The sequence below is a fragment of the Pantoea sp. MQR6 genome (assembly GCF_022761075.1).
Lineage (GTDB): Bacteria > Pseudomonadota > Gammaproteobacteria > Enterobacterales > Enterobacteriaceae > Pantoea > Pantoea phytostimulans.
On sequence record NZ_JAKYXB010000004.1, the window covers coordinates 255,169 to 273,240 of the forward strand.

At 52.2% G+C, this 18,072-nt stretch carries 20 protein-coding genes and 1 riboswitch; of the genes, 6 read left to right on the forward strand and 14 right to left on the reverse strand.

The window, feature by feature from the left end; genetic code table 11:
- Positions 1-3 precede the first annotated feature (3 nt).
- Genes MUG06_RS16375 through crtB form a run of 4 tightly spaced genes read left to right on the forward strand, consistent with a single transcriptional unit; the run spans position 4 to position 4,862 of the window.
- Positions 4-1,311 carry a glycosyltransferase gene (locus tag MUG06_RS16375; protein WP_243079267.1) on the forward strand — a complete coding sequence of 436 codons (1,308 nt, stop codon included), beginning with the start codon at positions 4-6 and terminating at the stop codon, positions 1,309-1,311.
- Positions 1,295-2,461 (forward strand): lycopene beta-cyclase CrtY, encoded by a 1,167-nt coding sequence (gene crtY, locus MUG06_RS16380; RefSeq protein WP_243079268.1) that lies wholly within the window; start codon positions 1,295-1,297, stop codon positions 2,459-2,461. Before MUG06_RS16375 ends, crtY begins: the two co-directional genes overlap by 17 nt.
- Positions 2,458-3,936: a phytoene desaturase gene (locus tag MUG06_RS16385; RefSeq protein ID WP_243079269.1), complete on the forward strand. Its 1,479-nt coding sequence runs from the start codon at positions 2,458-2,460 to the stop codon at positions 3,934-3,936. Before crtY ends, MUG06_RS16385 begins: the two co-directional genes overlap by 4 nt.
- Positions 3,933-4,862, forward strand: a complete 930-nt coding sequence (gene crtB / locus MUG06_RS16390) for a 15-cis-phytoene synthase CrtB (RefSeq protein WP_215848551.1) — start codon at positions 3,933-3,935, stop codon at positions 4,860-4,862. Before MUG06_RS16385 ends, crtB begins: the two co-directional genes overlap by 4 nt.
- Here crtB and MUG06_RS16395 read toward each other — a convergent pair.
- From MUG06_RS16395 to MUG06_RS16410, 4 genes are all read right to left on the reverse strand, one after another.
- Positions 4,801-5,334 carry a sterol desaturase family protein gene (locus tag MUG06_RS16395; protein ID WP_215848550.1) on the reverse strand — a complete coding sequence of 178 codons (534 nt, stop codon included), beginning with the start codon at positions 5,332-5,334 and terminating at the stop codon, positions 4,801-4,803. The two genes, crtB and MUG06_RS16395, sit on opposite strands and share 62 nt — an antisense overlap.
- A 140-nt stretch (positions 5,335-5,474) precedes the next feature.
- Positions 5,475-6,491, reverse strand: coding sequence for an NAD(P)-dependent alcohol dehydrogenase (locus MUG06_RS16400; RefSeq protein WP_215848549.1), 1,017 nt, complete (start codon positions 6,489-6,491; stop codon positions 5,475-5,477).
- Between the two features lie 13 nt (positions 6,492-6,504).
- Positions 6,505-7,089: a flavin reductase family protein gene (locus MUG06_RS16405; protein WP_243079270.1), complete on the reverse strand. Its 585-nt coding sequence runs from the start codon at positions 7,087-7,089 to the stop codon at positions 6,505-6,507.
- Positions 7,090-7,218: 129 nt separating this feature from the next.
- Positions 7,219-7,488, reverse strand: a complete 270-nt coding sequence (locus MUG06_RS16410; protein ID WP_215848547.1) for a hypothetical protein — start codon at positions 7,486-7,488, stop codon at positions 7,219-7,221.
- Between the two features lie 324 nt (positions 7,489-7,812).
- Between MUG06_RS16410 and MUG06_RS16415 the strand changes: the two genes are divergently transcribed.
- Positions 7,813-8,367 (forward strand): thioredoxin domain-containing protein, encoded by a 555-nt coding sequence (locus tag MUG06_RS16415; RefSeq protein WP_215848546.1) that lies wholly within the window; start codon positions 7,813-7,815, stop codon positions 8,365-8,367.
- Positions 8,368-8,442: 75 nt separating this feature from the next.
- Positions 8,443-8,856: an ASCH domain-containing protein gene (locus tag MUG06_RS16420; RefSeq protein ID WP_215848545.1), complete on the forward strand. Its 414-nt coding sequence runs from the start codon at positions 8,443-8,445 to the stop codon at positions 8,854-8,856.
- Between the two features lie 419 nt (positions 8,857-9,275).
- Here the strand turns inward: MUG06_RS16420 and MUG06_RS16425 are convergent, their stop codons facing one another.
- The 10 genes from MUG06_RS16425 to MUG06_RS16470 form a co-directional block, all read right to left on the reverse strand.
- Positions 9,276-10,244, reverse strand: a complete 969-nt coding sequence (locus MUG06_RS16425) for a HesA/MoeB/ThiF family protein (RefSeq protein WP_243079271.1) — start codon at positions 10,242-10,244, stop codon at positions 9,276-9,278.
- A gap of 9 nt (positions 10,245-10,253) precedes the next feature.
- Entirely contained in the window at positions 10,254-11,012 is a 759-nt protein-coding gene (locus MUG06_RS16430) for a thiazole synthase (protein ID WP_243079272.1), read from the reverse strand.
- Between the two features lie 2 nt (positions 11,013-11,014).
- Positions 11,015-11,212, reverse strand: coding sequence for a sulfur carrier protein ThiS (thiS, locus tag MUG06_RS16435; protein WP_215848542.1), 198 nt, complete (start codon positions 11,210-11,212; stop codon positions 11,015-11,017).
- Positions 11,212-12,141, reverse strand: coding sequence for an FAD-dependent oxidoreductase (locus tag MUG06_RS16440; RefSeq protein ID WP_243079273.1), 930 nt, complete (start codon positions 12,139-12,141; stop codon positions 11,212-11,214). Before MUG06_RS16440 ends, thiS begins: the two co-directional genes overlap by 1 nt.
- Before the next feature lie 141 nt (positions 12,142-12,282).
- A riboswitch (TPP riboswitch) is annotated at positions 12,283-12,402 on the reverse strand.
- A 100-nt stretch (positions 12,403-12,502) separates the two neighbouring features.
- Positions 12,503-13,282, reverse strand: coding sequence for an ATP-binding cassette domain-containing protein (locus MUG06_RS16445; protein ID WP_243079274.1), 780 nt, complete (start codon positions 13,280-13,282; stop codon positions 12,503-12,505).
- On the reverse strand, positions 13,279-13,965 hold the full coding sequence (locus MUG06_RS16450; protein WP_243079275.1) for an ABC transporter permease subunit: 687 nt from the start codon (positions 13,963-13,965) through the stop codon (positions 13,279-13,281). Before MUG06_RS16450 ends, MUG06_RS16445 begins: the two co-directional genes overlap by 4 nt.
- Before the next feature lie 9 nt (positions 13,966-13,974).
- Positions 13,975-14,700, reverse strand: a complete 726-nt coding sequence (locus MUG06_RS16455; protein ID WP_243079276.1) for an ABC transporter permease subunit — start codon at positions 14,698-14,700, stop codon at positions 13,975-13,977.
- Between the two features lie 6 nt (positions 14,701-14,706).
- The gene (locus MUG06_RS16460) at positions 14,707-15,552 is read right to left on the reverse strand and encodes a transporter substrate-binding domain-containing protein (RefSeq protein WP_332627047.1); all 846 of its coding nucleotides are present in this window, start codon (positions 15,550-15,552) and stop codon (positions 14,707-14,709) included.
- Positions 15,553-15,575: 23 nt separating this feature from the next.
- Complete coding sequence (locus tag MUG06_RS16465) at positions 15,576-16,763, reverse strand: M20 family metallopeptidase (RefSeq protein WP_243079278.1); 1,188 nt, start codon at positions 16,761-16,763, stop codon at positions 15,576-15,578.
- A gap of 340 nt (positions 16,764-17,103) precedes the next feature.
- Entirely contained in the window at positions 17,104-18,063 is a 960-nt protein-coding gene (locus tag MUG06_RS16470; protein WP_243079279.1) for a fimbrial protein, read from the reverse strand.
- Between the last annotated feature and the right edge of the window lie 9 nt (positions 18,064-18,072).

Below are 18,072 nucleotides of genomic sequence, written 5' to 3' on the forward strand. Positions count from 1 at the left end.
TGCATGAGTCACTTCGCGGTCGTTTCGCCGCCTTTCTATAGCCATGTGCAAGCCTTGCAAAATGTCTCACACGCGTTGATAGCGCGAGGCCACCGCGTGACCTTTATCAATCAAATTGACGTTCAGACTTTAGTTAGCACGCCCACTATTCAGTTCCGTCCTGTTGGATTGACTAGCCATCCCGCAGGTAGCCTGGCGCACACCTTAAAACTGGCGGCGCATCCTCTTGGCCCCTCCATGCTGCGCCTGATCACTGAAATGGCCCGTACTACCGATATGTTGTGTCGGGAATTGCCTGCTGCGCTAACTGCATTAGCGGTTGATGGTGTGATCGTTGATCAGATGGAACCTGCCGGTGCTTTAGCCGCAGAAGCGCTGGGGTTGCCTTTCGTTTCGGTTGCCTGCGCATTACCGCTGAATCGTGAAGCCGATTTGCCGTTGGCCGTCATGCCGTTTGATTACAAAAATGATGACTATGCCAAAGAGCGCTATGCCACCAGCGAGAAAATATATGACTGGTTGATGCGTCGTCACGATCGCGTGATTGCTCAACATGCCAACAATTTCGGCCTGACGCCGCGAAATAAGCTGCACGAATGTTTATCCCCGCTGGCGCAAATCAGCCAGTTGATCCCAGAGCTCGATTTCCCGCGTTATGCCCTGCCCGAGACTTTCCACGCCGTCGGCCCGCTACGCTCGCTTACGCAATCCACTTCATCCGCTGAAAACTATTTTGATGATAACGACAAGCCGCGCATTTTTGCCTCGCTGGGCACGTTGCAAGGCCACCGCTATGGCTTATTTAAAACCATTGCGCGCGCCTGTCAGGAAGTGGATGCACAGCTGCTGCTGGCACATTGCGGTCGCCTTTCACCTTTTCAGGCGGAAAAGCTGGCGCATAACAGCCATACGCGCGTCGTGGATTTTGCCGATCAGTCGGCGGCTCTGGCACAAGCGCAAGTGGTGATTAGCCATGGCGGACTCAACACCGTGTTAGATGCGGTAAATCATCTCACGCCGCTGTTGGCGTTGCCGCTGGCGTTTGATCAGCCCGGTGTTGCCTCACGCATTGTTTATCACGGCATTGGACGAAGCGCTTCACGCTTCACCACCAGCCATGCAATGGCGCGCCAACTGCGTTCGCTGCTGAGTAACGATCACTATCGTCAGCGCATGCGCACGTTACAGCCCGCGCTGCGCCAGGCGGGCGGAAGTGAAACCGCGGCGGCCATTATTGAACAGGCAGTCAACACGCGCCGTCCGGTGTTGCATCCCGCATTTAAAGGAAGCCTGTATGCAACCGCATTATGACCTTATTTTTGTTGGCGCTGGATTAGCAAACGGCTTGATTGCACTGCGCTTACAGCAGACGCATCCTGAACTTTCGCTGTTGCTGATTGAAAGTGAACAGCAAGCGGGTGGCAATCATACCTGGTCCTTTCATGCCGACGATCTCACGCCGGAACAGCATCGCTGGATCGCTCCGCTGATTGCTCACTCCTGGACGCACTATCACGTGCGGTTTCCGCAACGCACTCGCCGTCTTAACAGCGGCTATTTTTGTGCTACCTCACAGCATTTTGCCCGCGTGCTGTATGAGCGATTTAGAGACAACTTGCTGACGCACACTCAGGTAACGGCAATCACGCCGGTGAGTGTGCAACTCGAAGATGGACGTATGATTACCGCCGATGCGGTGATTGACGGGCGCGGCTACCAGCCGGATGACGCCCTGCTGGTGGGTTTTCAGGCTTTTGTCGGTCAGGAATGGCAGCTTAAGCAACCGCACGGCTTAACAGCGCCAATCATCATGGACGCCACAGTTGACCAGCAGCAAGGCTATCGCTTTGTTTATACCTTGCCGCTCTCTGCAACCCGATTGCTGATTGAAGATACGCATTACATCGATAACGCGACGTTAAACGCTCCGCAGGCGCGCCAGCACATCAGCGCTTACGCAGCGCAACAGGGTTGGCAGCTTGACCGGTTAATGCGCGAGGAGCAAGGCGCGTTGCCCATTACGCTGACCGGTGATCACCAGGCATTTTGGCAGCAACGTCCGCTGGCCTGTTCAGGATTACGTGCCGGTCTTTTTCATCCCACCACCGGTTACTCCCTGCCGCTGGCTGTCGCCCTGGCCGATCGTATTGCTGCAAGCAGCCGCTTTTCCGCTTCATCGCTACAGGATCTCATCCGCCACTTTGCCCACGAAGCCTGGCAGAAACAGCGTTTCTTTCGCATGTTGAATCGCATGTTGTTTTTAGCTGGACCGGCTGATCAGCGCTGGAAAGTGATGCAGCGTTTTTACGGATTACCGGATGGCCTTATTGCCCGCTTTTATGCGGGAAAATTAACCTTGCCCGATATGGCACGCATTCTTAGTGGCAAACCGCCGGTCCCTGTCGTGGCAGCTTTGCAGGCTATTTTGACTACACCTTCCCGTCTACGAGCGATACGATGAAAAAAACTGCAGTAATTGGCGCAGGCTTTGGTGGCCTCGCATTGGCTATTCGCCTTCAGGCGGCAGGTATTCCTACCCTTTTACTTGAACAGCGCGACAAGCCTGGCGGTCGCGCTTACGTTTATCAGGATCACGGTTTTACTTTTGATGCCGGGCCAACGGTAATCACCGATCCCAGCGCGATAGAAGAGTTGTTTACGCTGGCTGGCAAACAGATGAAAGAGTATGTCGATCTGCTGCCGGTCGCGCCGTTTTACCGTTTGTGTTGGGAAAATGGCAGCATTTTTAACTACGACAACGATCAGGCGCAGCTTGAGCAGCAGATAGCGCAATTTAATCCGCGTGATGTCGAAGGTTATCGCCAGTTTTTGGATTACTCCCGCGCCGTTTTTAAAGAAGGTTATCTGAAACTCGGGACGGTGCCGTTTTTATCGTTCCGCGACATGATCCGCGCCGCGCCGCAGCTTGCGCGTTTGCAGGCCTGGCGCAGCGTTTACAGCAAAGTCGCAAGCTATATCGAAGATGAACATTTGCGGCAGGCTTTTTCCTTCCACTCATTGCTGGTAGGCGGGAATCCTTTTGCCACTTCCTCGATTTACACGTTGATTCATGCACTTGAGCGTGAATGGGGCGTCTGGTTCCCGCGCGGCGGCACCGGCGCGCTGGTCAATGGCATGGTGAAATTGTTCGAAGATTTGGGCGGTGAAGTCGCGTTGAATGCAAAAGTCAGCCGGTTAGAAACTGAAGGCGAAAACGTCAAAGCGGTACATTTGCAGGATGGTCGCGTATTCCCCACGCGTGCCGTCGCGTCGAATGCCGATGTGGTGCATACCTACAATGACTTGCTCAGCGAGCATGCGGGTTCAACTGCGCAGGCCCGTTCGCTTAAGGGCAAACGCATGAGCAACTCGCTGTTTGTCCTCTACTTCGGCTTAAATCACCATCACGATCAGTTGGCGCATCACACCGTCTGTTTCGGCCCGCGCTATCGCGAATTGATTGATGAGATATTTAATCATGACGGCTTAGCTGAGGATTTTTCGCTTTATCTTCATGCGCCTTGCGTCACCGATCCGTCGCTTGCGCCAGCGGGTTGTGGCAGTTACTACGTGTTAGCGCCGGTACCGCATCTGGGAACAGCCAATCTCGACTGGTCGGTAGAAGGCCCACGCCTGCGCGATCGCATCTTTGACTACCTTGAGCAGCACTACATGCCGGGGCTGCGCAGCCAGTTAGTGACGCATCGCATGTTCACCCCTTTCGACTTCCGCGACGAATTAAACGCTTATCAAGGTTCGGCGTTTTCAGTTGAGCCGATTCTTTCGCAAAGCGCCTGGTTCCGCCCACACAACCGCGATAAGCATTTGCATAATCTTTATTTGGTGGGTGCCGGTACACATCCAGGTGCAGGCATTCCTGGCGTCATCGGGTCGGCCAAAGCCACCGCAGGGTTAATGCTGGAGGATCTGGCATGAATAATCCGTCATTACTCGACCACGCGGTGGAAACCATGGAAGTAGGCTCGAAAAGCTTTGCAACCGCGTCAAAGCTATTTGATACCAAAACCCGTCGCAGCGTATTAATGCTCTATTCCTGGTGCCGTCATTGCGACGATGTGATTGACGATCAGCAATTGGGCTTCGCTTCAGACATCGTCTCATTGCAAACGCCAGAGCAACGTTTAGCCCAGCTTGAAGTTAAAACGCGTCAAGCCTATGCCGGATCGCAAATGCATGAGCCCGCTTTTGCGGCGTTTCAAGAAGTCGCAATGGCGCACGATATTTTACCTGCTTATGCTTTTGATCATCTCGAAGGCTTTGCCATGGATGTACGTGAAGTGCGCTATGAAACATTCGATGACACGCTGCGTTATTGCTATCACGTGGCGGGCGTTGTGGGATTGATGATGGCGCAGATTATGGGGGTACGAGACGCCGCGACGTTGGATCGCGCCTGCGATTTGGGGCTGGCGTTTCAGCTCACTAATATTGCGCGTGACATAGTTGATGATGCGCAAGTCGGCCGCTGTTATTTACCCGAACAGTGGTTGCAGCAAGTGGGTTTAAACGGCATTAACTATGCCGCTCCAGAAAATCGTCAGGCTTTAAGCCGGGTCGCAAGGCGCTTAGTCAAAGAAGCGGAACCTTATTATCATTCGGCAACCGCTGGATTAGCGGGCTTGCCACTGCGTTCAGCTTGGGCGATTGCGACAGCAAAAGGGGTTTATCGCAAAATTGGGGTCAAAGTGAATCAGGCGGGCAAAAAGGCGTGGGATCGTCGCCAGTCCACCAGCAAGCCCGAAAAGTTAGCGTTGCTGGTGTCGGCTTCAGGTCAGGCGGTTATGTCTCGGATGATGACTTCGCCGCCGCGCCCTGCTCATCTTTGGCAGCGTCCGCATTAGATTTCTTACCGTGCCGCTCTCTTAGTGTCGCCTGCAATTTAGACAGCGGCGGCGCATAGAGGAAACCAAACGAAACGCAGCCCTCTTTACCGCGCACAGCATGATGCATGCGGTGCGCCATATATAAACGTTTGAAGTAGCCACGGCGTGGAACATAGCGGAACGGCCAGCGCTGATGCACTAACCCATCGTGAACAATGAAATACATAATGCCGTACAGCGTCATTCCCGCGCCAATCCATTGCAGCGGCCACATCCCTTCACTTCCCAGATAAATCAGCAAAATTGCCAAGCCGGCAAAGGCAACTGCGTAAAGATCGTTGAGCTCAAACCAGCCTTTATGCGGCTCATGATGCGACAGATGCCAACCCCAACCCCAGCCGTGCATGATGTATTTATGCGCCAGCGCGGCAGCAATTTCCATGCCTACGACAGTAACCAATACAATCAAGGCATTCCAAATCCACAGCATAGTTTCTCCAGTAGGTGCTTCCTGCAATGGGCATGAGTGCGCAGTATCACTATTTTATCGCCGTGTTCAATTTTAACAGAGAATTGAAAAAGCAGAGGAGGAGAGAGAGGAAATTGGCGCGCCAAAAGGCGCGCCTGCCGTTAAAAATCAGCTTTGAGGACAATACGATAATTGGCCTTACCGGCACGCAGGTGATCCAGCGCGTCGTTGATTTTTGACATGGGGAAGTATTCCACTGTTGGCGCAATATTAGCGCGTCCAGCCAGTTTCAACAGCTTACGCAATTGACCCGGCGATCCGGTGGACGAACCCGTCACCGCATGGTCGCCAGTAATCAGACTAAAAGCAGGCACTTCGAATGGCTTCATTACTGCACCCACGGTGTGGAACTTGCCGTTCGGTGCCAGAGCATTGAAGTATGGCTGCCAATCAAGGTCAACTGCCACCGTACTGATAATCAGGTCAAACTGGCCTGCCAGCGCTTTTAAGGCTTCTGGATCGCGGCTGTTCACAACATGATCCGCACCCATGTCCAGAATCGCCTGCGTCTTGCTGGCTGATGAACTGAATGCAGTAACTTCGGCTCCAATCGCACGCAAAATTTTAATCGCGATATGGCCCAATCCACCAATGCCGATCACACCTACGCGGCTGGAAACAGAGACGTTATGCATCAGCAACGGTTTGAATACAGTGATGCCGCCACACAGCAGAGGTCCCGCAGTTGCGACATCCAGTTTTTCTGGCAGCGGAATAGCCCATTGCCAGTTAGCGCGCAGCGAACTGGCAAAACCACCATGATTATTGATCGTAGAGACTTTACCCTGCTGGCAATTTACCTGCTCGCCATTGATACACGCGTCGCAGTGCTGACAGCTTTTTGCGAGCCAGCCAATGCCAACACGCTGACCAAGGCTCAGTCCCTTGTTTTTTGCACTGTCACCCAGCGCAACAACACGACCAATCACTTCATGACCCGCTACCAAAGGATAAGTAGACGCGCCCCATTCGTTATCGATCATCGATAAATCGGAATGGCATACGCCGCAATACTCCACTTCAACTTCAACATCTTCTGCATCAAGTGGGCCTGCATCGTAGTCGTATCGTTCAAGTGCCTGACCGGCTTGCATCGCAGCATAGCTTTTAACTGTCATAGATTACCTCTGTTTAGAAATCGGCTTTTGCCGTAAGCATGTTCGCTACTGTCACGAACTTTCCACCACCCAAATGGTGCAATGTGTGTAAATCACGGTTGTCAGCATTGAAATGCCAGCGCCCGTCAAAGAAAACTCGACTGTCAGCCGCCGCTGCGACCACTTCGCCAAACAGAGTGTCATACGCCTGTTGCGCTTCTGTTTCTGGCAGCAGACGGCATTCAAGCCAGGCGACACAACTCTCTTCCAGTAATGGCACGCCAAGTTGCGGTCCCTTAATGGCCTGAAGAGTAAAATCGCTGAATTTATCTTTATCGCGTCCTGATACGCTGCCCACGGCATACGTGAGATCGACGAATGCGGCTGCCGGCACGCAAATGCCAAAGGCGCCACCTGATTCGATCAGCTCGCGGGACCAGGTTGCTTTGTCTACCACAATAGCGATGCGCGGCGGGGTGAACTCAACCGGCGTAGACCAGGCCGCAGCCATGACATTACGGCGCTGTGATGTGGGATCTTGACTGGTAATAAGAATCGTAGGTCCGTGATTAAGGAGACGGCTGGCGTGTTCTAACGCCACCGGGCGGAAATGCGACATGGAACATCCTTTAATGCGGAAATAGGTAAAGCATAACCTGAAGAACAGGTCATAAACTGCTGTAAATGCGTCACATTAACGGATTTTGTGCCGCATCCACTTGCCGCATCGTGCCCCATGAAAATAAGATCACAGCAGATCGTGATTCAGCGGCGTTCGAAACGCATGTCGCGCCGCGCTCATTAATTGGCTGGCTGTTACCGTGGCGGGTAATCGCATCAATATTTTGCTCGCCTGCCAGTAACACAGCACCATTGTTTCATCATCTTCGATCTCTGCCAGTTCACGCAGCCTGGCGCGCAATGACAACACGTTCAATGTTTGATGTTCATCTAGCATGTCAGCGATGGTCTGATTAATGATGTGATGGAGGGTTTTCCAGGACAGATCTGTGTGCAAAATTAACCTCTTTTAAGGCTTATTGGCTCCGGGCAAATGAACATAAAAATTCGCTGCAGAAAACCTGCAACGCAAAAGCAGAGAAGTATGGCAATAACTATAGACGCTTCTGGCTGCTGTCGCCGGGATGCAAAGGCATAAATTTAAAGCCGCTGAGTTTACCGATTTTTAACGCCTTTTGTCCTGTTTTAAACCTGACTTTTAGTCACGATAAAGCGAGCGCTAAAATTCTTGTAACAGATCTGCAGTAAACTTAACGGGCTGATACGACTAAGATTTGTTGATACGTCTGCTTTTCATCCTCCCTTAAATAAAGGAAAAATCATGAGCCAGAATGCCACACTCTCTGCCGATCCGCTGGTTTGGGGCCACGGCCCCCACATTTTTGAAGTGTTTCTGGAACCTACCTGCCCTTTCTCGGTCCGCGCTTTTAACAAATTTGACGCGCTGCTGAGCGAAGTGGGTGAGGAGAAAATGACACTGAAAATTCGCTTACAGTCACAGCCCTGGCATCTCTTTTCAGGCGTGATTGTGCGCTACATTCTGGCGGCCTCTTTTCAGGGTAAAGAAGCAGCAAAAGCAGTGATGAAAGCCGTTGCCGATCATCGGGAAGAATTTGAATTTACCGATCATTGTAGCGGTCCTAACATGGATGCTACGCCTCATCAGATTCTTGCTCGCCTGAAAGATTACAGCGGAATTGATGCGTATGAGGTATTCGCGCGCGCCGATCTGCAAACCGAGATCAAATGGCATTGCAAATATGCACGCCAGAACGGCATCCACGTTTCACCCACTTTTATGATCAACGGCTTGGTGCAGCCCGATATCGGCAGCGGTGATGATATTACTGACTGGGCTAAACGCATCCTGGCTTAATCAATGCTGCCCATTATCACCAAGATTGTTGATAATGGGCGCATAATTCAACGCCCTAAACTTAAGGATTCAGCGATGGCATTGACGCTCGAACAATTAAAAATCAAATATCCCAACGCCCTTGCCTGGCCGTTTGGCGATTCAGCCGAATTGGCTAATCAGCTTGCTACATTAGTGATCGCCGGTAAAAAGGTCGCCAGCTGCGGCTCTTTGCAATCCTGGAACGCAGATGACCACAAACCGCAGCCTGGCAGCTACAGTATTATCCTCAACGGCAATAATCAGCCGGTCTGTGTTATTCGCACTACCGGCTTGTTCCTGACACGTTTTGATCGCGTAACGCCTGAAATGGCGATGCTGGAAGGCGAAGGCGATCTCAGCCTTGATCACTGGAAGCAAGAGCATCAGCGCTTTTTCCAAAACGAAGGCAGTTTTCATCCTGAGATGGAACTGGTATTTGAGACCTTTCAATTAACTGAAGTGGTATAAATTCACCGATCAGGATTGATAAAAGTACACGATGAGGTTTAGAAAATAAGTGTGATGTTATGCAAACTTTCACGTTACGCTAAACCTCATTAATTGACCCTTTTTATGTGTGATTCTGAGGCTTAGGCTAATGCCCTCCCTGAAAGCGGGTAGCAGCGCAGATTGAGCGCCATTCCAATAACCGTTAAGCGCCATGTTGGCTTGGTGAACAGCATCAATTTCAATGCACGATCTTCATTATCTGGCAGCCCGCTATTAGAACTCATCCGCGACCAACAGAACATCGCTACTCTTCGTATTGACAATGAACGGCAACAAAGCGGAGGGAGAGCTTTCCCTATTGGGAAAATAACATTCACGGCTAAATGCGTCTCTACTGATAAATGCAGGTCTTAATGCACGCATTACTCACGCAATGTTTAACATTGATTCGCTGCAATTATTGCTAATCGGCAATGCCCACGTTGCTCCAGTGCCTGCGCAGCCTTAGCCGCACGCATTCCGCTGGCACACACCAGTACAATGCGCTGTTCTTCAGGTGCCTGCCAGGCTGCAAGCTCATCAGGCAACAGACGCAGAACATTGTCAGCGATGCTGGTTGGCGCTTCCATAACACTGCGCAGATCAATAATACAATCTTCAGGCGTAAGCAGTTGTAGGTCGATAAACGGCACGCCGGGATGCGCCGGCTCCTCCGCATCATCAAAGCGGAACTGCCTCACGTGCCACTCGACAAAATCGCACTTGATCATACAACCGAGGGGCGACGGCTTGAGTTGCAGCAAGATGCTGAGCGCCATTTGTGCCTGTAATGCACCAAGCGTTGCCACGGCTGGCCCCATTACGCCCGCGGTATTGCAGTTGGCGGATGCAGTAGGCAATTGAGGGAAAAGTGCCCGATAGCTCGGTGCATCTGCACAGAAGCTTCCGACATAACCTGTTCGGCCCAGTACCGAGGCGCAGACCAGCGGAATATGGCGCGGATAGCAGACGTCAGAGAGTTGATAGGTAATAGCGAAATTATCAGCCGCGTCGATCACAATATCGATGCCATCAAGCGCATGACTTATCATGCTGGCGCGCAGTGTGTGTGGATGTGCTTCTACAATCGATTCGGGATTGCGCTGCGCTAGCGCCCGCTGGGCGCATACTGCTTTTGAGTGACCCACATCTGCCATGCCAAACAGCGTTTGCCGGTGAAGATTATGCAGTTCAACCACGTCACCGTCGTAAAGCTTTATAAATCCTACGCCAGCGCCCACCAGCAGCGGCAGTAGCGTTGATCCCAAGCCACCCGCACCAACCACCAGCACGCGTGCGCTTGCCAGACGCTGCTGCCCGGCATCGCCTATTTCTGGCAGCATTGATTGCCGCTGATAACGACTCATCTTTTATCCTCAACTGAACTCGGCCAAACCGAAAATGGGTGTAGAAGCGGCTGCCATGTCGCGGCGTTCCATCATCCCTGCCTGCTGCGCTTCCAGGCCAGCATGGATTGCTGAGGCAAACGCACCCGCCATACGCACCGGATCGCGTGCTTTTGCCACAGCCGTATTGAGCAGGATCCCGTCAAAACCCATTTCCATCGCCTGTGCCGCCTGGCTCGGCGCGCCAATGCCGGCATCAATGATCAACGGAATGCCCTTGAACCAGGCACGCATAGAACGCAATCCTTCGATATTGCGTAATCCCTGACCGGAACCGATAGGCGCGCCCCAAGGCATCAATAATTCACAGCCCGCTTCCAGTAATTTTTCGCCAACAATAAGATCTTCCGTGGTGTAAGGGAAAACGTTGAAACCGTCGGCGCAAAGAATGCGTGCGGCTTCGACCAAAGCAAAAGGATCGGGTTGCAGCGTGTCGGCATGCCCAATGACCTCCAGTTTTATCCAGGATGTATTGAAGAGTTCGCGTGCCATTTGCGCGGTGGTTACCGCCTCTTTGACTGTGTGACAACCGGCAGTGTTAGGCAGAATTCGCGTGTTCAGCGACTTCAACAGTTCACGGAATGCACCACCTGCACTGCCCTCGCGGCGCAGGCTAACCGTAATAATTTCAGTGCCCGATGCGCTAATCGCTTGCGCCAGCACATCAGGCGACGGATAACCGGCGGTTCCCAGTAAAAACCGCGACTGGGGTTGGAAATCGTAAAACATACTTAACCTCCCTGCATCGGTGACAAAATTTCTAGCTGACAACCTGCGGTGATGTGCTGAGCGTCGTAGCGAGATCGCGGTACAAATTCACCGTCCACGGCGCTGGCGACGCAGCTGGCATCTATCTGCTGTTCTTGAAGCAGTTCTGCCAAGGTGTTGGCTTCCGTTTCGATCGGACGACCATTAAGTTGAATACGCATTACAAAACCTCCTGGGCCAGTTGCTGCATCAGTTTTTCAGCCATAATGGGTGCCAGCAAAAAACCATGCCGATACATACCGTTTAAGGAAAATATGCCGTGTTGGTAGCGAACCTCAGGCAGGTTATCGCGATAGGCGGGACGCAGACCGGTGCCGCTTTCAACAATGCGAGCTTCAGCCAGTGCCGGATGAAGGGTGTACGCCGCGCTAAGCAATTCCATCATGGCGCGCGCGCTGATTGGGCTGTCGTCATGACTTTCCACCATGGTGGCACCAAGCATAAAACGTCCTGCTGCTCGCGGCACCAGATAGCAAGGGAATCGAGGGTGTAACAGGCGAACCGGGCGCGAGAACTGAACTTCATCAGTTTGCAGGATCAGCATTTCACCGCGCACAGCGCGCAGTGCAGGCTGGTCTTCGGCAGCGTGGATGCCGCGACAATCAATGATTTTTCCGCTGGGTTCGCCGTTATGAAAAGAGACATTGGCCTGCAGCAATTTTGCGCGCAGTTGCTGCATAGCATCACGTGGATTTAGGTGCGCTTCGCCTGAAAAGAACAAGCCGCGTGCGAAGCGATTTTCCAACGCAGGTTCGATTTCGCCCGGTGCAACCCATTGATGCTCCGACGTCATTTTTGCGAAGCGCGTCAGTTCCAGGCTATCACGCGGCGGCGCAATAACTAACGTGCCGTTGTGTTCAACGCCATCAACACGTTTTGACCACCACGCAGCGGAATGCTGTCCCCAATCGATAACCGCTTGAGGTGCGCTTTCAGCTTCGCACCAAGGTGCCAGCATGCCGCCAGCCCAATGCGAAGCCGGAAGACAATCCTCTTTGCTGATCACTTCGACGGATTCACCCTGTTCGACCAGCAGCGTGGCGACACATAAACCTGACACACCGCTGCCTAAAACCGACCAGCGGCTCATGATGCGGAGGCTGCGAGTAAAGCAGTTACATTGGGAGAGTTCATCACATTGGCCTCGTCGTTTAACAGCGAAGACCCGTGATACATGAAAGGAAAAAAGGCGAGAGCAGTGCGGATCGGCCCTTGCGGCAAGGAGCTCAACGCACTGAGATCCAGGTCTTCCTACGCCAGTATCAACTGGGTCAGGTTCTAAGGGTCGCTAAGCCGCGCATTGCGCTATTAGCCTCTCAGTCTCTTCGGCGAGACTCCCCTGACGGGTTCTAGTTTTATTTTAAGGACGGGGATTCGTCAAGGGCACGTGAAGGAAATCCTGATTAAAAACGTCACTCATCCTTGAATGAACGTAATCAAATAAAAGAACGTTATCCCGCGTTGCGCTGGAAATGGCTGTTTACAAAGGCGCGACAACGTGGCGATACAGGGTCGAGGAATACCTGCTCCGGTGCGCCAGATTCCTCAACGATTCCTTGATGCAGAAACACCGCTTTGTTCGATACTTCGCGGGCGAAACCCATTTCATGGGTCACGATGATCATGGTGCGCCCCTCTTCCGCCAGGCTGCGGATTACGCGCAACACCTCTCCTACCAGTTCTGGATCGAGTGCTGAAGTCGGTTCATCAAACAGGATTGCTTTTGGTTGCTGCGCCAGCGCACGCGCAATCGCAACGCGCTGTTGTTGCCCACCCGAAAGTTGTGAAGGCCAGGCATCGCGCTTTGCATACAAGCCCACTTTGTGCAGCAACGCTTCGGCTTCTTCAATTGCCTCTTTGTGACTGCGCTTTTGCACATGCACCGGCGCTTCAATAATATTTTGCATCACGGTTTTATGCGGCCACAGATTAAAACTTTGAAACACAAAGCCAAGCTGCATACGCATCAGCTTGATGCGACGACGCTGCTCACGGCTGAGCTTTTCCTCCGTGTTATCGATAGAGACGATTTCATCGCCCACCGAAATCTCACCAGCCTGAGGCACTTCCAGGAAAGGAATGCAACGCAGCAAGGTACTTTTACCGGAGCCACTGGCGCCAATCAGCGAAATAACATCACCGTCGTGTGCCGTCAGGCTGATATCGTGCAGCACTTCATGGCCCGCGTAACTCTTTCTGAGATGACTCAGCATAATCGTGGGTTTGGTCATGACCGCGCTCCAAAATAGTAAGGTGATAAACGTCGTTCCAGCATTGAGACGCCTTTGCTAACCAGCATGGTGAGTAGCAGATAAATCACGGCGGCGCTCAGGAACACTTCCAGTGCGCGGAAAGTGGACGAAACAATGGAATCCGCAATACCGGTCATCTCCATCAGGCTGATAGTGCTGACCAGCGAAGTGGCTTTGATCATTGAGATGATCTCATTGCTGTAGGCCGGTAATGCCTGGCGAATGGCAATGGGCAGCGTGATGCGGGTGAAGATCTTATGCGACGACATGCCAGAAACTTTTGCCGCTTCCAGTGACTGAATGCTGACGGCACGCAAGCCGCCACGCAAGATTTCTGAGGTATACGCCGCATCGTTGAGGATCAGCGCCAGTAATCCGCACCAGTAAGGATCGCGCAGCAACGGCCAAAAAATACTTTCACGAATGGCGGGTAAGCTGCCCAAGCCGTAATAAACCATGAAGATTTGGATCAGTAGCGGTGTGCCGCGAAACAGCCAAACGTAGAAGCGGCAAACGTAACTGCCGATGTGCGTTTGACGCAGCAGATTAAGCAGCAGCGCCAGGATAGCGCCGCCGAGCAAGGACAGAACCGCCAAATTAATGGTCAGCGGCAATCCTTTGAGCAACGCCAGTAGCGTTTCCTGCAAGAAAGTGAAATCCACGTGGGCTCCTTAAAGATTCGCGCGCTGTTGGCCGCGCAGGGCAAATTTTTCCACGTAGCGGAAAACCAAGTCTGAACAGGTGGTGATTATCAGGTAAATCACGGCCCCTATGCTGTAGAAGAAGAAGGACATCTGCGTTGAGTTAGCGGCGGTGGAAACCTGATTCATGGTTTCGACCAAACCGGTTACCGACACCAATGCCGACTCTTTAATCACCGATTGCCACTGATTTCCCATGCCGGGAAGCGCGGTGCGCAGCGCCTGTGGCACGATCATTCTACGGAACATCATCAGACGTCCCATGCCCGTCACCGTTGCGGCTTCCAGCGTCCCTTTTGGAATAGCGTAAAAGGCACCACGAAATACGCTGCTCTGATAAGCCCCGGAAATCAGTCCAATTGCAATTGCGCCTGCGATAAAACCATTAACGTCGAACGGCCCCTGAAAACCCAGCGCGGTGCCAACAGAAGAAACCACCTGACGTCCACCAAAGTAGAACAGGTAGATCACCAGCAACTCAGGTACACCACGAAATACTGTGATGTAGCCCGCTGCCAGCCGCTGTTGCCAGCGCGAACCGGCGATCTGCATCCAGCACAGTAAACTGCCTAAAATAGCGCCCAGAAACCAGGCGCACAGAGAAACAGTGACAGTAACCGTGGCGGCGTTAAGCAACACGCCGCCCCAACCTTCATCACCGAAGCCAAGTATTTGCCAATCAATATTCATAAACATAGGCAATTAGGCTTTTGGTGCGACGTCTTCGCCAAACCATTTAATGGAGAGTTTGCTCAGCGTGCCGTCTTTAATCATGGATAACAGCGCCTCATCCAATGCCGCTTTCAGCTCGGCATTGCCTTTACGCAAACCAATTGCTGAACCCGCTCCCAGCACGCCACCCGTAAAACCGTAGCCGCTGCTGCTGATAGCGTCGGTGTGTTTTTTCACAAACGCATTAAGATTGGTACGCGAGGCCATAACCGCATCAACACGGCCATTCATCAGGTCGGCGAAAGTTTCCGGGCCAGCTTGATAGGTACGAATTGTCGCAACGTCGCCCAGATACTTTTGTAAGAAATCAGCCTGAATTGTGGCGACCTGCACGGCAATGGTTTTGCCTTTGAAGGTGGCTTTCAAATCATCAATAGACTTTTTCATGCCAGCTTCATCGTCAGCGGCAACCACAGTACCGGTGCCCGGCAACGAAGCTAAAGGTGAGGTTTTTGCTGTGACAAAGCTGGAAATGCTAACGGTATATTCGTGGGTGAAATCGATCGCTTCGGCACGTTTAGGCGTAACAGTGACCGCATCAATGACGGCATCATATTTACCGTCAATCAGGCCGGGAATCATACCTGACCATTTTTGCGCAATAATTTCATATTTGAAACCCGCACGTTTTGCCAGCTCCGCCACCATATCGGGCTCATAACCAACAATTTTGCCGCTTGGCGTAGTTTGGTTAAACGGCGGATACGCGGCTTCAGTGGCAAATTTCAACGTGCCAAAATCTTTAGCATACGTAAGCGCTGACGTACTCAGCAGAACCATTCCCAGGGAGACAGCAAACAAGCCTTTACGCATCATCATCTAAACCTCAATTTTTTATATTAGGAGAGCAAGTCAATCGCGAGGCGTGTTAACGCCTGCGTCCCGGCGGCAATACTGCGTTCGTCCGGTTGATAATCGGAGTTATGCAGATGATCGTCGCGTCCAGGCGTAGCAGAACCAATATGAATCTGGCATCCCGGAACGCGTTCAGTAAACAGTGAAAAATCTTCCGCGCCAAAGCTGGCGCTGGGTTTTGCGATGATCGGCTTATCAAATTGATGCGAGAGAATGGTTTCCAGCGTATCGATCAATGTGTCATCGTTCATTAATGGCGGAACGCCGCGCTGATAGTTGACCTCAATCCGCACGTTTTGCGCCAAAGCGACACCTTCGCACATCCGCTTGAACGATGCTTCCATATCAGCACGCACTTGTGGCGATTTGGTGCGGATGGTGCCCTGAAACAGGCAGCTGTCGGGAATAATATTATGCGTGGCGCCGCCCTGAATATGACCAATCGTCAGCACTGCGGAGTGCGCGGGGTCACGCTCGCGTGAAATGATGGTCTGCAGTTGGCTGATCAAATGCACGGTGGCGATGATGGGATCGCTGCCCATGTGTGGACGTGCCGCATGGGTGGAAACGCCATGAACCGTCACGTCAAACTCATCGCTGGATGCGGTGCTCGCACCGCGCGTTAACGCGATTTCACCGGCTGCCAGCTCTGGTTTATTGTGCAGCGTAATCGCCCAGTCAATGCCTTCGGCTGCACCATCGGCAATCATCGCTTCTGCACCGCTGTCAGGCGTCTCTTCTGCTGGCTGAAAAATCAGGCGTACCGTGCCTTTTAGCTGTTGACGATAGTGCGGCAAAATAGCGGCTACGCCGAGCAGCGTCGCGGTATGAATATCGTGACCACAGGCGTGCATTTTTCCGGGATAGGTGCTGCTGAACGGCAAACCCGTTTGTTCTTGAATCGGTAATGCGTCCATGTCGGCACGCAGCAGCACGACTTTGCCTGGCTCAGCGCCATGAATATCTACCATCACGCCGGTTCTGCCTACGCCGGTTTTGGGCTGCAAACCCAAAGCCAGTAATTGTTGCGTGACCAAATTGGCCGTGCGAACCGTATCAAAACCTAATTCGGGATGTGCATGAATATCACGACGAATCGCCACTAAATGGGATTCAAGTTCTTTTACTCTGGCGTTGATTTCCTCGGCCAGCAGCTTTTTATCTTCATTCATAGCAGGCTCGATAATAAGGTGTCAGCGTTGTTTTCCGCGGACAGGATAATATTTAAGGCGGTTATAAGCCGTTTTGTGAAATTTGCGACCGTTTATTTATTCACAGCACGTCAGATAAAGCAATGCAGAATCGAGCCGATTACAAGCTTAAAAATCAATGAGATAGGGTAAGTGAATGGGGAATCGAAGAATAATGCGGCGGATAAACAATATTATTAATAATTAATCTCGCCGCATAAATTTAACTACTTATGTTACTGAACAATTAGGCTGGTTCAGGTTGTGAAAAAGTCGCCAGCAACGGGTTTGGATACGCGAGGTGGCGATACGTTGCGTGCCGTTAATTATATGTCATGGTAAACGTGGCAGAGGCGTTTGTCTTTCCGCCAGCGATGGAAGCAGCCGTCTGATAATAACGCGCGGTTAACGGTAGCAGTAAATTCCCTGTCATTGTCGCGGTGCCAAAGTTCAGCTCGGTACCGAGATCCACCGGCGTGCCGTCTTTAAGCAGCTGAATCCCTATGCCTGACGCCTGGTCCGTACCGGCGTTGAGAGCCAGTACGCCTGTCGGACCCGCGAGTTTTCCATCCAAAGTCATTTTTACCTGCGTGCCCGAAGCGCAGTTTACCCCGACAGTAAAGTCTTTGGGTTTCGCAACCGAGCCTACGCCGCTGAAATCCGCTTCCACAGCGTTATCCAACCTAACGTTAATGACCGTGTTATTAATGGAGCAGGCAACGGGAATGATATAGGTGTCGCTCCCCAGATAGGCCGTAGCATGAAACTCCGGGTAGGAAACAATTTCGTACTTTATGAGCGTTCCCGCTATCACCCGCCCGGCCCCGACGCTACCCGGCACAGTTTTGACCAGCTGTGCCACTACACCTTCTCCATCTAAATAAAAATTCTCGTTAGGGGACATATCATCCAAAGTAGGGAATTTTGTAGAAGGCTCCCCTATACGGAGGCCCACGCCCCGGATATTCGTGTTATAGACATTATTCCCGTAAGCACTGAGTGTGGGAAAGCTTAAGAGCGTCCCCTGTATGGCGTAGGCGCTATCGCATACAAACAAAGCCTGCGACCCGTGATAACCGTCCGTTCTGGCAACGGCAAGAACGGTACCCACCGGAGCGTCCGCCCGCACCATCACGCTGCCAAAGGTGAGCGGTTTGTTCTCAGGTGCGGATATCCCGGCTCCCCAATTACAGGCTGCCATTGCCGACTCAGACAGGATAAATAATGGGGATAGGGTAAGGCTGAGCAACAATGCCTTCGTTTTTTTATCAGATGTGGTCATGGGTAACTC